Genomic DNA, 15188 nt, shown 5'->3' on the forward strand with positions numbered 1-15188 from the left:
GCCCCTCACGGATCAGCCCAGTTCGAGCGTCGTCACGCCGAAGACCCGCTCCTCTGCGTACTCCCGCACCGGCCCGGTGTACATCCGGGCGGTCGGGAACGTGGGCTTCATGCCGCGCGCCTCGGCGAGGGCGACCGCGTGCGGCTGGGTCTCGGGGACGTCGATGACGACGGGCTCACCGTCCGTCTCGGCCGTCAGCGCGTCGAAGACCTCCTCCGCGTCGGCGCGCGTGTCCGCGAACAGGGGTCCGATGCGCAGTGCGCCCTGGGCCGGGCGGAGCACGCCGTATCCGGTGATGTGGCCGTCGACGATCCGGGCGAGGGCGCGGTGCCCGGGAGCGGTCAGCCAGGATTCCAGGAAGCGCGGTCGGTCGGCGGGGTAGCTCGCGGCGTCGTACGCGGTGATCGCCCGCAGGCCCGCGGCCTCGACCGGCAGGACCCGTGCGGGTCTTGGGCCGCCGCCGGGCACGGGGCCCACGTACCGGATGGTGCGGTGGGCGAGCTCGAAGCCCGAGCGGCGGTAGTTGTCCTGCTGGGCGACCACGCCGTCCAGGCCGACGGTGCGCTTGCCCGCGTGGGCGAGAGCCCTCCGCCAGGTGGCGAGCCCGTGGCCGCGTCCTCGCATGTCGGGGCGGACGAGGTAGAAACCCAGGAAGGCGTACAGCTCGTCGTAGTTCACGACCGAGATCGCGGAGACGGGCTCACCCCCGATGCGGCCGATGAAGAACCCCTCGGGGTCCTGCGCGAAGAACGACGGGCCGTCCCGCAGACCCGGATTCCAGCCCTCGTCCGCCGCCCATCCGCTGACGATCCGCCAGTCGTCGAGCGTCGCCCGCGAGATGGTGAGCCGCCCAGGGGCCGAATCTGTCATCGCTGCACCCTTCGTACGCCGGAGGGGACCGTCCCACGCCCCGGAAAGGGGCCGCCCCACACGTCGGAGAAGGGCCGCCCCGGCGCGGCCACGATCACCGGCCGCACCGGAACCATCCTTCCCGACTCATCGCCTCGATACCCGATTCATAAGCGCTCCTTTCAGGGGTGCTTGGCTCCGGTATTGGGATGATTCGAGCCCGATATCTGCTGTCGAGGGATTTCCGTGAAGTGCCCTGCGAGGGTGGTCAGCAGGTGCAAGGCCTACCGTCCGTTCATTTCCGGCCTTTTCTCAACCAGCCCTGATAAATGACCACTTGCGGTCCTGGAACAACGAGAACACGATCGGCGCCGAAAGCCATCACGGCAGCCCGAAAGACCGTTCTTCCAGGAGGTTCCAGTGAACGACCGGCTCGCACTCGGTCCGGATGCCGCACGGCAACTGGCGACGACGACCAAGACCACTCCGCAGATGCGCGGCATCACCCCGCGCTATCTGCTGCGCGCCCTGCCCTGGGTGGACGTCGAGTCGGGCACCTACCGGGTGAACCGCCGCAGGACGTTCGTGCTCGGCGACGACCGCATCACCACGTACGAGGAGAGCGGCACGCAGCGCGTCGTGCCCGGCGACTTACGCGAGATCGCCTACCTCCGTGACGCCGACGACGCGGCGCTCGCGGAGCTGGCCGGCGCCTTCACCGAGGTCACCTTCGAGGCCGGGCAGGTCCTCGCCCAGGAGGGCGACCCCACCGACCGGCTGTGGGTGATCGTGCAGGGCAAGGCCGAGAAGCGGGTGACCGGGCGGTACGGCGAGGACGCGCTGCTCGAAGTCGTCGGCGACGGCCAGTTCTTCGACCTCGGCGCGTGGACCCGGTCCGAGGAGATGCCCTACCGCGTCAAGGCGCTCACTCCCGGTACGGCGCTCTGCGCGGACCGCAGCGCGCTGGCCGCGATAGCCGACCGGGACGAGGCGCTGGGGGGTGCGATCACCGCGTACTGCGATGGCGACGCCATGACGCCCGGCGCCGAGGTGCCGGTGGACCTGGCCGCGGGACACGTCGGGGAGCCGGACCTGCCGGGGACGTTCGTCGACTACGAGGACGCGCCCCGCGAGTACCACATGACGCTCGCGCAGACGGTGCTCCGCGTGCACACCCGGGTCGCCGACCTCTACAACGGGCCCATCGACCAGACCCGCGCGCAGTCCAACCTCACCATCGCGGCGCTGCGGGAACGCCAGGAGTCCTCGCTCCTGAACCACCCCGAGCACGGCCTGTTCCACAACGTCTCCGCCGGGCAGCGGGTCCAGGCGCGCACCGGCGCTCCCACCCCCGACGACCTGGACGAGCTCCTGACCCGGGTCTGGAAGCAGCCCGGCTTCTTCCTGGCCCACCCCAGGGCGATCGCCGCCTTCGGCCGCGAATGTACGCGGCGTGGCGTGCCCCCGGTCACGGACAGCCGTTTCGGCAGCCCGTTGCTGACCTGGCGCGGTGTTCCGCTGCTGCCGTCGGACAAGGTGCGGTTCTCGGGCGGCATGGGCGCGGGGCTGGGCACCACCGAGATTCTGCTGATGCGGACGGGCGAGGCCGAGCAGGGTGTGGTGGGGCTGCGTCCCGCGGGCGTCCCCGACGAGGTCGAACCGGGCCTGTCCATGCGCAACATGGGCGTCGACCAGAAGGGCATCACGTCGTACCTGATGACGGCGTACTTCAACACCGCGGTCCTGGTCGAGGACGCCATCGCCGTCCTGCAGAACGTCGAGGTGTCGAACTACCATGACTATTCCTGACCTCACCGCGCGAGGGCTGGGGGTTCCGGTGCTGCCCGGTGGGACGGGCGTGCCGGGTACGGGGGCCGTGCCGAGTGCAGGATCTCTGCCGGGTGCGGGAGCTGCGCCGGGTTCGACGGCGGTGCTGCCGTCGAACCCGGCGGAACCCGCCCCCACGGCCGCGACCCCCGGCGCGGGCGCGCTCCCGCAGCTCCAGCCCCCGGGCTTCACCCCCGAGTCGGCCCGCCAGGACATCCCGATCCTGCACCGCACCGTCAACGGCCATCCGCTCGTCTGGCTGGACAACGGCGCCACCACGCAGAAGCCGCGCCAGGTCATCGAGGCGCTCGGTGCCTTCTACGGCGCCGCGAACTCCAACATCCACCGGGGCGCGCACACCATGGCGCGCGAGGCGACGGAGCTGTACGAGGCGGGGCGGGCCGCGGTCGCCGAATTCCTGGGGGCCGGGTCGCCGGACGACATCGTCTTCGTACGCGGCACGACCGAGGCCATCAACCTCGTCGCCCAGAGCTGGGGGCGGGCCAACCTCGGCCCCGGGGACGACATTCTGGTGGCCACCCTCGAACACCACTCCGACATCGTGCCGTGGCAGTTGATCGCGAAGGAGACTCGCGCGCGGCTCGTCCCGATCCCCCTCACCCCCGAGGGCGCGATCGACCAGGACGCCTACGCCGATCTCCTGTCGTCCCGCACCCAGCTCGTCGCGGTCAGCCACGCGTCGAACGTCCTGGGCACCGTCCCGCCGGTGAAGGAGATGACCGCCCTCGCCCACCGCTACGGCGCGAAGGTCCTGGTGGACGGGGCGCAGGCCGTCGCGCACTTCCCGGTCGACGTCCGGGATCTGGACGCGGACTTCTACGCCTTCTCGGGGCACAAGCTCTTCGCCCCGACCGGCATCGGCGTCCTCTACGCCAAGCCGGAGATCCTGGCGGGCATGCGGCCGTGGCAGGGCGGCGGCAACATGATCGAGTCCGTCGACTTCACGCGGACCACGTTCGCGCCGGTCCCGCACCTCCTGGAAGCCGGCACGGGCCACATCTCGGGCGTGGTCGGCCTCCTCGCGGCGCTGAACTGGTTCACGTCCTTCGACCGGGACGCCGTCGCCGCGTACGAGACCGCGCTCATGACGTACGCGCAACAGGCCCTGGCCACGGTGCCCGGCCTGGAGGTCCTCGGTTCGGCGCCCGAACGGATCGCGGTCCTCACGTTCACCCTCGCGGGCCACGATCCGGCAGGCATCGCGGAGTGGCTCGACCGCGACGGCATCGCCATCCGTGCGGGCCACCACTGCGCCCAGCCCGCGCTCGCCCACTACGGCCTGGAGTCGGCCGCCCGCGCGTCGCTCGCGCTCTACAACACGTCGGAGGAGGTGGATCAGCTGGTGGCGTCCCTGCGACGGCTGCAGGAGGCGCCGGAGGCGGAACAACCTGGGCGGACCTGACCGGTCGGTGTCCGGTTTCCCGTGGGGCATGGTCGGATAGGCGGCGTACATCGACTGAGCTTCGGGAGGCCAGGATGTTCGTCCCGTTCGGGGCCCTTGATTTTCTGGACCGCGCCACGGCCGTATACGGGGACCGGGTCGGCATCGTCGACGAGCCCGATCAGCCGGCCGAGCCCTGGGAAGGGCTCACCTACCGGCGCGTCGGCGAGCTGGCGCGGGCCCAGGCCGCCGGTCTCGACGCACTCGGGGTGCCGCACGGCGCACGGGTCGCGGTGGTCTCGCCCAACAGCGCACGGCTGCTGACGTCGTTCTTCGGCGTCAGCGGCCACGGCCGGGTCCTCGTGCCGGTCAACTTCCGCCTCTCGGCCGACGAGGTGAGCTACATCGTCGCGCAGTCGGGGGCGAGCGTCCTGCTGGTCGACCCCGAACTGGAGGACCACCTCTCGGGGGTGACCTGCAAGCACCGCTTCACGCTCGGTGCGGACACCGACTCGGAGCTGTACCGGTTCGACACCGAGCCCGAGCCCTGGCAGCACGACGAGAACGCCACCGCGACCATCAACTTCACCAGCGGAACGACCGCGCGCCCCAAGGGCGTTCAGATCACGCACCGCAACATCTGGGTGAACGCCCTGACGTTCGCGCTGCACGCCGGGGTAACGGACCGGGACGTCTATCTGCACACCCTGCCGATGTTCCACGCGAACGGCTGGGGCATGCCGTTCGCGATGTCCGGCATGGGCGCGCGCCAGATCGTGCTGCGCAAGGTGGACGGCGCGGAGATCCTGCGCCGGGTGGCCGAGCACGGAGTCACGGTCATGTGCGCGGCGCCCGCCGTGGTCAACGCGGTGCTCGCCGCCGCGCGGACGTGGGAGGGGGAGATCCCGGGGCGGGACCGGGTGCGCATCATCGTCGCGGGCGCCCCGCCCCCGACGAAGACGGTGGAACAGGTCGAGTCCGAGCTCGGCTGGGAGTTCATCCAGATCTACGGACTCACCGAGACCTCTCCCCTGCTCACCATCAACCGCGGCCGCGCCGAATGGGACGGTCTCAGCCCGCAGCAGCGCGCGGAGAAGCTGGTCCAGGCCGGCGCTCCCGCCCTGGGCGTGACGCTGCGTACGTCGCAGGACGGCGAGGTGCTCGCCCGCTCGAACGTCATCCTCGAGGGGTACTGGGAGCAGCCCGAGGAGTCGGCCAAGGCTCTGGAGGGCGGCTGGTTCCACACGGGCGACGGCGGGTCGATCGGCGCGGACGGCCATCTGACGATCAGTGACCGCAAGAAGGATGTCATCATCACCGGCGGCGAGAACGTGTCCTCGATCGAGGTGGAGGACGTGCTGTTCAGTCATCCCGCGGTCGCCGAGGTCGCGGTCATCGGGGTGCCCGACGAGAAGTGGGGCGAGACCATCAAGGCCCTGGTCGTCCTCGCCCCCGGAGCGCACGCGTCACAAGAGGAGCTCATCCGGCACTGCAAGGAGCACCTCGCCGGCTTCAAGGCGCCGACCTCGGTGGAGTTCCGCGGGGAACTGGCCCGCACGGCCACCGGAAAACTCCAGAAATACAAGCTGCGCGGACCCTACTGGGAAGGACGCGAGCGCGGCGTCAACTGAGCCGCCGCACTACCACTCGGCGCTCGCGTGCGTCTCGCAGAGCTCGAACACGGCCTCCCCGGTCTCCGGATCGGACCCGGCCACGGGCCGCACGCGCGCGCCGACCCACACCAGATGCGGCGAGGCACCGACGACACGGCAGCGGAACACGAACCCCTCGGGAAAGCGGACAAGGGACTCGTTGCGCGCGGTGCCGGTGTAGCGGTTGACCACGCTCGACTGGACGACGACACCTTCGCCGTCGCTCTGCTCGGACTCCAGATCACTGGAGGCGCACACCGGACACAGCATGCGCCGGAAGGACGCGGTGCCGCACCACCGGCAGCGCTGGTAGATCATGCCGGTTCGCTCGTGCTCTGTCGGCGCGATGCTCAATTCCTGCTGGGACACGACTCGACCCCCTGCGTTCGACCTGCACTCGGCTCGGATGCGCCGCGCTCACCGTCGACGCATCCGCACCATATGGCACTGAGTGCCAGCACGTAAAGGTACTGAGTGCTACTAGCTCGTTCCCGCCGCTGGTCGGGTGCTCCGGCCCCGGCTCCGGTCTGGGGTCAGTCCTGGCCGAGGGCGGACTCGACGCGCTGCACCACGCGCCACATGGGGGCGCGCTTCGAGACCACCATGACGACGACCTCGTCAGCCGCCTCGGGGGGTGCCACTTCACTGCCGGTGGCGCCACTCCCCCACCCGTCCCGGACCAGCCCGAGCGCGTGGTCCACCGCCGCCTCGGCGTCACCGTCGCCGCCCGAACGCAGCCACGAGCGCAGGGCGTTGTTGTGCGCGGCGACCACGGAGGCGGCGATCACCTCGGCGCGCAGGGAGCCGTCCTCGGCGTCGGCGTAACGGCCGCGGAGGTAGCCGGCCATGGTGCGTTCGTAGCGGCGCACGACCGAGAGTTCGTACGTACGCAGGCCCGGGACCTCCTGCGTGAGGCGGTAGCGCTGCACGGAGAACTCGGGGTTCGTGGCGTACATGCGCAGCACGATCCGGGCCGCGTCGCACACGGCGCCCACGGGATCGTCGCCGTCGGCCGCGTCGAGGAACGCCGTCATGTCGGCCAGGCAGCTCTCGTGGTCGGGGAAGACCGCGTCCTCTTTGGACGGGAAGTACCGGAAGAAGGAGCGCCGCCCGACCCCGGCCCGCGCCACGATGTCGTCCACCGTGGTCTGCTCGAAGCCCCGCTCCATGAACAACTGGAACGCCGCCTTGGCGAGCACCTCCCGCATGGGGGCCTTCTTCGCTGGTCCGCGTGCCTCACTCATGCGGGGAACGTAGCATCGGAAACGCCTGTCTGGCACTACGTACCTTTACAGGGGGTACTGAGTGCCATACCGTCGTCGTAACGAACCAGATCAGGTAGGAGAGCCGGCGTGAGCTTGAGGATCGTTGTCACCGTGAAGTACGTGCCGGACGCCACCGGCGACCGGCACTTCGCCGATGACCTGACCGTCGACCGGGATGACGTCGATGGCCTGCTGTCGGAGCTGGACGAGTACGCGGTCGAGCAGGCCCTGCAGATCGCCGACGAGGCGGACGACGCGGAGATCACCGTGCTGACCGTCGGTCCCGAGGACGCCAAGGACGCCCTGCGCAAGGCGCTGTCCATGGGCGCGGACAAGGCCATCCACGTCGAGGACGACGACCTGCACGGCACGGACATCATCGGTACGTCGCTGGTGCTGGCGAAGGCGATCGAGAAGGCAGGCTACGACCTGGTGATCTCGGGCATGGCGTCCACGGACGGCACGGCGGGTGTGGTGCCGGCGCTGCTGGCCGAGCGTCTGGGCGTGCCGCAGGTCACGCTGCTCTCCGAGGTGTCGGTGGCGGACGGCAAGATCACGGGCCGCCGGGACGGCGACGCCGCATCCGAGCAGCTGGAGGCCGCGCTGCCCGCCGTCGTGTCGGTCACCGACCAGTCGGGCGAGGCGCGCTACCCGTCCTTCAAGGGCATCATGGCCGCCAAGAAGAAGCCGGTTCAGGCCTGGGATCTGTCGGATCTGGACCTGGAGGCCGAGGACGTGGGCCTGGAGGGTGCCTGGACGAAGGTCGACTCGGCCACCGAGCGTCCCGCGCGCACCGCGGGCACGATCGTCAAGGACGAGGGCGAGGGCGGCAAGCAGCTCGCCGAGTTCCTCGCGGGCCAGAAGTTCATCTAGTCCCCCTCCCCCGATTCGCTGACACCTCAAGGAAACTGGAAGAGTCATGGCTGAAGTTCTCGTCTATGTCGACCACGTGGACGGTGCCGTCCGCAAGCCCACTCTTGAGCTGCTGACGCTGGCCCGCCGGATCGGTGAGCCCGTCGCGCTGGCGCTGGGCAACGGCGCCGCGGAGACCGCCGGTGTCCTGGCCGAGCACGGCGCGGTGAAGGTACTGACCGCCGATGCCGCCGAGTTCGCCGACTACCTCGTCGTGCCGAAGGTGGACGCGCTGCAGGCCGCCTACGAGGCCGTGTCCCCGGCCGCCGTGCTGGTGCCGTCGTCCGCCGAGGGCAAGGAGATCGCGGCGCGCCTCGCGGTCCGTATCGAGGCCGGTCTGATCACCGACGCGGTCGACCTGGAGGCCTCCGCGGAGGGACCGGTCGCCACGCAGTCGGCGTTCGCCGCCTCCTACAGCACCAAGTCCCGCGTCTCCAAGGGCACTCCGGTGATCACGGTCAAGCCCAACAGCGCGGCCGTGGAGGCCGCCCCGGCCGCCGGCGTTGTCGAGGCGCTGGCCGTGTCCTTCTCGGCGCAGGCCACCGGCACCAAGGTGACCGGGCGTACGCCGCGTGAGTCGACCGGGCGTCCGGAGCTGACCGAGGCCGCGATCGTGGTCTCCGGCGGCCGTGGTGTGAACGGCGCGGAGAACTTCCACCTCATCGAGTCGCTGGCCGACTCGCTCGGTGCGGCCGTCGGCGCCTCGCGTGCCGCGGTGGACGCGGGCTGGTACCCGCACTCCAACCAGGTCGGCCAGACCGGCAAGAGCGTCTCGCCGCAGCTGTACATCGCCTCGGGCATCTCCGGTGCGATCCAGCACCGGGCGGGCATGCAGACCTCCAAGACGATCGTGGCGATCAACAAGGACGCCGAAGCCCCGATCTTCGACCTGGTCGACTACGGCGTGGTCGGCGACCTCTTCGACGTCGTCCCCGCCCTGACCGAAGAGGTCAACACCCGCAAGGGCTGACCACTTGCAGCAACACACCAGCATCATCTGGAGTGGCGGAGGGCCGAGGTCAGGTCGTCGAGGTGCCCGGCGACCGGGCCCAGGGTCAGCAGTCCGCTGCCGGCCCCCGCCAACTCACCTGCTGCCGACGTCAGTTCGGCGCGGGCTCGCTCCATCGTCTCCCGGTCGCCGACGGCGATCGCCGCCCGCCCCGTCAGGCACCACAGGGCTTCGAGCAGCAGGTCGCGGGGCGGGTCCGGGAGCAGACGCAGTGCCTTCGCCGCCGCGTCGCGGCGGTCCTGGGACAGCAGGACGAAGGGGCGGGCCCACGGTTCGTAGGGCCCCCAGTCCGTGTTCTCGTCCAGTCCCCGATCGATCCCTGCCTCGATCGGCAGGTCGGCCTGCGCCTCGGCCGGGGTCGGCCGGCCGTGGCGCAGGCACAGCAGGGCGAGCGGCAGCAGGCCGCGCTCCAGGCCGGGCATGCCCGCGCCGTCCAGTCGCGCCGCTGCCTTCCGGTAGGCGGCCTCGGCTGCGGGGGCCCGGCCGGTCGCGGCGAGCCGCAGCGCCGCGTACCACTGGGTGAACACGCCCACCAGCGGCAGTTCGTGACGGTCCGCCAGGAGATCCGCTGCCGCCGCGTGGCCGTCGGCGCCCGGGAAGTCCGCGAGCGCGCCGCGGGCCTGGAGACGGATGAGGTGGCCGAGGACCTCGTAGGTGGCGAGCCCGTGCCGGGTGGAGAGGGTCACGAGTTCGGCGCCGATCGCGTCCCGGTGTGCGGCCAGACCGGTGCGGTGGAAGGTCTGCATGAACAGCCCGTTGAGGGCGAACGCGAGGAGTGCGGGGTCGTCGAGGCGGCGGGCGATCTCCTCGGCCTGCCGGGCGGCCTGCGGCCCGCGTGCCGACCGGGTGCCGCGTGACTCCAGGGCGATGGTGGCGAGCAGGCGGGCCCGAGCCGCCGGGTGGGCGTCGGGCCGGAGCGCGGCCAGGGTGCGTTCGGCCGCCGCCACGACCTGCGCGGCCTGGGGCGGGTCGTCGACGCGGGTCCAGATCGCCGGGACGTCGTACGCGCCGATCACGCGCGCGGTGAGCTCCGCGTCGCCCAGTTCCTCCGCCGCCTCGATGGCCGCCATCCGGTGTTCGCGGGCCGCTTCGAGGCCGCCGCCGCCCGTCACCGCGAGGTTGCGCAGCAGGCTCACCGTCGAGTCCAGCCTGGCGCGGGCTCCTGCCGCCACGGTCCGGTCATAGGCGGTGGCGGCCCGTGCCCATACCCGCTCCGCCGCGTCACCGGCCCCGGACGACGCGGGGTCGAGGTGGGGGGCCTGGCCGAGGATGTCCGTCTCCAGGTGGCGAAGGCCCGGGCCGGGATCCAAGCCGAGCTGCTCGACCAGGAGCGCGCGGGCCCGGCGCAGGACCGCGAGCGCGTCGCCCTGACGGCCGGTGCGGTAGAGCGCGAGGGCGAGGAGCCGCCAGGCGTCCTCGCGCCAGGGGTGCTCGGCCACGTGTGCGTCGAGGTCCGGCACCGCGTCGGCGGCGCGGCCCAGGGCGAGGCGTGCCTCCGCCCGGCGTTCGACGGCGTGCAGGCGCAGCTCGCCCAGGCGGGAGCGCTCGGCGCGGGCCCAGGCCTCGTCGGTGAAGTCGGCGTAGGCGGGGCCGCGCCACCACCCGAGCGCCTCTTCAAGGCGGCCGAGGGCCTGCTGCGGGGGCAGGGTCGCGGTGTCGGTCACCGTCTGCTCGAAGCGCCAGGCGTCCACCGTGCCGGGGTCGGCGCGCAGGGCGTACCCCGGGCCCTCGGTGACGAGGAGCCGGGCGGGTGTGCGGGGCGGGCGCTCCGGCTCCAGGGCGCGGCGCAGCGCGGCCACGAAGGTGCGTACCGTCCCGGTCGCGTCCTGGGGCGGGTCCGTCCACAGGTCGTCGACGAGGCGGGCGACCGGGACGACACGGCGGCGGGCAACGATCAGCCGGGCGAGGACCGCGCGGTGCCGTGGCCCCTTCAGCGCGACGGCGTCGCCCACACCGTCCCAGGCCGCCACCGGCCCGAGCACCCCGAACGCGACCTGCACGCTTGACCGCCCTCTCCGTCAGTTCCGTCCGCCCGTCTGTGGGCATCGTCCCTGGTCACGGTAGCGCGCTCATTGGATGCTCATCGGCGCCCGGCAGGCTCGGAAGCACCTGTTCCGACACCCACCGAAGGACCGCCACCATGACCCCAGCCATCGAGAACTTCAGCTACCGGCGCGTGCCCGTCACGGAGGGCTCGGAGGTGTCGGATGGCGTCTCGCTGAACGTGGCCGTCGGCGGCTCCGGCCCGCCGCTCGTGCTGCTGCACGGCTTCCCGCAGACCCATCTGATGTGGCGGCATGTCGCCGCCGACCTCGCCGCGGACCACACGGTGATCTGCCCGGACCTGCGTGGTTACGGAGCGAGTGACAAGCCCGCGGAGACCGATGGCAGCACGTATTCCAAGCGCACCATGGCCGCCGACGTCGTCGCCGTGGCCCGCGCGCTCGGCCACGACCGTTTCGCGTTGGCCGGGCACGACCGCGGCGCCCTGGTCGCCTTCCGCGCCGGGCTCGACCATCCCGACGCGGTCACTCACCTGGCCTGCCTCGACGTGCTGCCCACGCTGGACATGTGGGACGTGATGCACGGCGTCACCGCATCCGTCGGTTTCCACCTGTATCTGATGGCCCAACCCCCGGGCCTGCCCGAGGAGTTGATCGCCGCCGCCCCGGACGCGTTCTTCGGTCACTTCCTCGACGTCTGGACGAACGACCCGCGGGCGATCCCCGCCGACGCGCGCGCCGCCTACCTGGACGCCTGTCGCGCCGCCGTGCCCTCGATCGTGGCCGACTACCGTGCCTCCGCCGGTGCCGACGTCGAGCACGACCGGGCCGACCGGGACAGCGGCAGCAAGCTGCGGATGCCGGTCGCCGTGCTCCAGCAGGACTGGGGCGCCGCGCTCGGCTTCGACGCGGCGGAGCTGTGGGGCGCCTGGGCACCGGACCTGCGGCACACCGCTGTCACCTGCGGCCACTTCATGGCGGAGGAAGCGCCCGCCGAGATCGCCGCCGCGCTGCGGGACCTCCTCTCCCGTCCCGCGTAAATGCGTTGGAGTCGGCCCGCGCTGCCGCATAGCGTCTCCCGGTCGATGGATCACCGGCGCTCCGCTCACGTACATGTGCGCACGGAGCGCCATGCAGAGCCAGTTGCGGAAGTGGAGTCACGGTGGAGCACAACGGGTGGGCCGACGAACGGTTCGGGGCGGTCGCGGACGCCTTCGCACGGAACTTCACCGAGTCCGGTGAACTCGGCGCGTCCGTCGCGGTGTTCGTCGACGGGCGTCAGGTCGTCGACCTGTGGGGCGGCATCGCGGACGAGCGGACCGGGCGCGCCTGGGACGAGCACACGGTCGTCCCGGTGTTCTCCTGCGCGAAGGGCGTCGTCAGTGTCTGCGTCCATCTCCTCGCCCAGGAGGGCCGCCTGGACCTCGACGCCCCGATCGCCCTGCACTGGCCGGAGTTCGCCCATGGCGGCAAGGAGGCGATCACGCCGCGCATGATCCTCGCGCACCGCGCCGGACTGCCCGTCCTGGAGCGCACCCTGAGCTTCGACGAGATCACCGCGTGGACGCCGGTGGTCCGCGCGATCGAGGAGCAGGAGCCGCTCTGGGAGCCGGGTGCCGCCCACGAGTACCACGGGCACACCTTCGGCTTCGTCCTCGGCGAGCTGATCCGCCGCGTCACGGGCCTCACCCCTAGCGCGTACTTCCGTCGGGCCATCGGCGACGGCCTCGGCCTGCGGACCTGGATCGGCCTGCCCGACGAGGAGGTCGCCCACCTGGCCCGGCTCGCCGAGGCCGAGGGCCGACCGGGGAATCCGGACCCCGAGTCCCTGGTCATGCGGATCGTGACGATGAACGGCGCCTTCACCTTCCCCGGTCTCGACGCGCCGCACGGCTGGAACGACCCGGCGCTGCTGTGCGCCGAGATTCCCGGCGCGGGCGCGGTGTCGTCGGCGCGCTCACTGGCGACGCTGTACGCGGCCACGGCGACGGGAGTCGACGGCTCGGCGCGACTGCTCACCCGGGAGACGGTGACCGACGCGCTGCGCGAACTCACCGCGGGCCCCTCCTGGTCGGGCTTCCCTGACCTGGGTGCCCGCTGGGGTTCGGGCTTTCTGCTCGACGCCCCGCGGTTCCGGCCGATGCTCGGCGCGCGCAGCTTCGGCAACGACGGCTCGGGAGGCCAATTCGCCTTCGGGGACGACGAGTTCGGGGTGGGATTCGCCTACACCGCGAACCGCATGATCGGCCATGGCGACGCCCGGTCCGCGCGGCTCATCGGCGCGGTCAGGGAGTGCTTGTCGGCAGCGTGAACCACCGGTCTCGCACGTAATCATCGGCTCTCACGTAGAGGTCCTGCACCGGTCGGCCAACTGTGGCATTCAGCTCGCCGGCCGTGCAGAACGCACTCATGTCCGGTATGCCGGACAGAGGCCCACGCCTGCCGATCCCGGTCATGCGTATGCTCACCGACTCGGCTCGGAAATCTGTTCGCGGATTTCTGTTATCTCCATACGCCCACGCGATCTCCCAGGTGTAAGGCCAGAACGTGCCGACGAAGAAAGCGAGTGAGGCAGCCCATGATCGGTGATCACGATCCTCTGGTGACGGCGGCGCAGACCGGGGACCAGCAGGCGCAGGACGAGCTGGTGGCCGGATATCTGCCGCTGGTCTACAACATCGTCGGGCGTGCGCTCGACGGCCATGCCGACGTCGACGACGTCGTGCAGGAGACCATGCTGCGGGCGCTCGCCGGCCTGGCGACGCTCCGCGACCCGGCGAGCTTCCGGTCCTGGCTCGTGGCCATCGCCATGAACGAGATACGCAGGCACTGGCAGCAGCGCGCGTCCGGTCAGAAGAGCCCGGGCCCGCTGGACGAGGCGCACGACGTCGCGGACCCCGGCGCCGACTTCGTCGACCTGACGATCATCCGGCTCGGTCTGGTGGGGCAGCGGCGTGAGGTGGCCGAGGCCACCCGCTGGCTGGACACCGACGACCGCGCGCTCCTGTCGCTGTGGTGGCTCGAGGTCTCCGGCGAGCTGACCCGGGCGGAGGTCGCCACCGCCATGGAGCTGCCCGCGCAGCACGCCGCGGTCCGGGTGCAGCGGATGAAGACGCAGCTGGAGACGGCCCGGATCGTGGTCCGCGCGCTGGCCGCTGCGCCCCGGTGCCCGTACCTGAGCGACGTGGTGGCGCCATGGGACGGCACGCCTTCCGCCCTCTGGCGCAAGCGCCTGGCCCGGCACGTCCGTGACTGCGCGATGTGCTCGGACCACGGCGCGGGCCTGGTGCTCGCCGAGCGCCTCCTGGTGGGCCTCGCCCTGGTGCCGCTGTCCGCCGCACTGGCCGCCCCCGGTGCGATACGCGCGGTGAGCGCGGCCGACGCGCACCACCTGGCGGCCGACGCACCGCACCTGTCCGCCGGCGGACATCCCACGGCGCCGGACGCGTACGAGATATCCGGCTCCCGGAGCGCCCCGGCGAGACACGCGGCCAAGCGCCACCGGGTGCCGCGCAAGAGCCGGACGGTGGCCGCGGGCGTCGCCGTGCTCGTCGTCGCGACCGGGGTCATCTACTCGGCCACGCGCCCCTCGGACGACGAACAGACGGAAGCACAGACGCTGACCGCCTCGCAGCCGCCCTCTCCGCAGGCTCCGTCCACCACGGCCTCCGCCCCCACGAAGTCCCCCTCCGCCTCCCCCAGCCGTAAGCGGAAGCCGTCCCCCAAGGCCACGCCTTCGAAGACCAGGGCACCGAAGCCGAAGGCGACCCCGAAGCCCACCCGCACCAGCACCGCGCCCAAGGCCCCGCAGGCACCGCAGGCCCCGGCAGGCAACTCGTACAGCGCGGAGGTCACGCGGCTCGTCAACGCCGAGCGCGCCAAGAGCGGCTGCGGCCCGCTGACCCTCAACAGCAAGCTGGGCAACGCGGCCCAGGGCCACTCCGACGACATGGCCGAGCGTGACTTCTTCGACCACACGAACCCCGACGGCGAGGACCCCGGCGACCGGGTCACGGCGGCCGGCTACAAGTGGACCACCTACGGGGAGAACATCGCCGCAGGTCAGCGCAGTCCGTCCGCGGTGATGGACTCCTGGATGAACAGCTCGGGGCACCGCGCCAACATCCTCAACTGCTCCTTCAAGGAGATCGGCGTCGGCTACCGGCAGGGCAGCGGCGGCCCCTGGTGGACGCAGAACTTCGGCGCGCGGTGACGTGACCCGCCGACGCGCGCGGGCGTCCTTGTTCGAATAGCGTGAAGCCATCAGGA

At 71.6% G+C, this 15188-nt stretch carries 12 protein-coding genes; 8 read left to right on the forward strand and 4 right to left on the reverse strand.

Annotated features, from left to right (window positions below; genetic code table 11):
- Nucleotides 1-12: 12 nt before the first annotated feature.
- Nucleotides 13-870 (reverse strand): GNAT family N-acetyltransferase, encoded by an 858-nt coding sequence (locus tag OG302_RS06900; protein ID WP_371525920.1) that lies wholly within the window; start codon nt 868-870, stop codon nt 13-15.
- Between the two features lie 399 nt (nt 871-1269).
- Here OG302_RS06900 and OG302_RS06905 point away from each other — a divergent pair, with 399 nt between their 5' ends.
- From OG302_RS06905 to OG302_RS06915, 3 genes are all read left to right on the forward strand, one after another.
- A complete protein-coding gene (locus OG302_RS06905; protein ID WP_371525921.1) occupies nt 1270-2658 on the forward strand; it encodes a family 2B encapsulin nanocompartment shell protein in 1389 nt (462 codons plus the stop codon).
- Complete coding sequence (locus OG302_RS06910) at nt 2645-4099, forward strand: SufS family cysteine desulfurase (RefSeq protein WP_371525922.1); 1455 nt, start codon at nt 2645-2647, stop codon at nt 4097-4099. The genes OG302_RS06905 and OG302_RS06910 overlap by 14 nt, the downstream gene beginning before the upstream one ends.
- A gap of 74 nt (nt 4100-4173) precedes the next feature.
- Complete coding sequence (locus tag OG302_RS06915; RefSeq protein ID WP_371525923.1) at nt 4174-5709, forward strand: AMP-binding protein; 1536 nt, start codon at nt 4174-4176, stop codon at nt 5707-5709.
- Between the two features lie 9 nt (nt 5710-5718).
- On the opposite strand, the gene OG302_RS06920 is transcribed toward OG302_RS06915, so the two are convergent.
- Both OG302_RS06920 and OG302_RS06925 read right to left on the reverse strand, forming a co-directional pair.
- On the reverse strand, nt 5719-6048 hold the full coding sequence (locus OG302_RS06920) for a zinc ribbon domain-containing protein (RefSeq protein WP_361831797.1): 330 nt from the start codon (nt 6046-6048) through the stop codon (nt 5719-5721).
- A gap of 215 nt (nt 6049-6263) precedes the next feature.
- Nucleotides 6264-6974 (reverse strand): TetR family transcriptional regulator, encoded by a 711-nt coding sequence (locus OG302_RS06925; RefSeq protein ID WP_371525925.1) that lies wholly within the window; start codon nt 6972-6974, stop codon nt 6264-6266.
- A gap of 108 nt (nt 6975-7082) precedes the next feature.
- Here OG302_RS06925 and OG302_RS06930 point away from each other — a divergent pair, with 108 nt between their 5' ends.
- A complete protein-coding gene (locus OG302_RS06930) occupies nt 7083-7868 on the forward strand; it encodes an electron transfer flavoprotein subunit beta (protein ID WP_371525926.1) in 786 nt (261 codons plus the stop codon).
- 46 nt (nt 7869-7914) lie between these two features.
- The gene (locus OG302_RS06935; RefSeq protein ID WP_371525927.1) at nt 7915-8877 is read left to right on the forward strand and encodes an electron transfer flavoprotein subunit alpha/FixB family protein; all 963 of its coding nucleotides are present in this window, start codon (nt 7915-7917) and stop codon (nt 8875-8877) included.
- 23 nt (nt 8878-8900) lie between these two features.
- Here the strand turns inward: OG302_RS06935 and OG302_RS06940 are convergent, their stop codons facing one another.
- Nucleotides 8901-10916 carry a BTAD domain-containing putative transcriptional regulator gene (locus OG302_RS06940; protein WP_371525928.1) on the reverse strand — a complete coding sequence of 672 codons (2016 nt, stop codon included), beginning with the start codon at nt 10914-10916 and terminating at the stop codon, nt 8901-8903.
- 140 nt (nt 10917-11056) lie between these two features.
- Here OG302_RS06940 and OG302_RS06945 point away from each other — a divergent pair, with 140 nt between their 5' ends.
- From OG302_RS06945 to OG302_RS06955, 3 genes are all read left to right on the forward strand, one after another.
- Entirely contained in the window at nt 11057-11959 is a 903-nt protein-coding gene (locus OG302_RS06945) for an alpha/beta fold hydrolase (RefSeq protein WP_371525929.1), read from the forward strand.
- 122 nt (nt 11960-12081) lie between these two features.
- On the forward strand, nt 12082-13230 hold the full coding sequence (locus OG302_RS06950) for a serine hydrolase domain-containing protein (RefSeq protein WP_371525930.1): 1149 nt from the start codon (nt 12082-12084) through the stop codon (nt 13228-13230).
- A 267-nt stretch (nt 13231-13497) separates the two neighbouring features.
- Nucleotides 13498-15132, forward strand: a complete 1635-nt coding sequence (locus OG302_RS06955) for a sigma-70 family RNA polymerase sigma factor (protein WP_371525931.1) — start codon at nt 13498-13500, stop codon at nt 15130-15132.
- Nucleotides 15133-15188: the final 56 nt, after the last annotated feature.

Origin of the sequence: Streptomyces sp. NBC_01283, from assembly GCF_041435335.1 — a bacterium.
GTDB lineage: Bacteria > Actinomycetota > Actinomycetes > Streptomycetales > Streptomycetaceae > Streptomyces.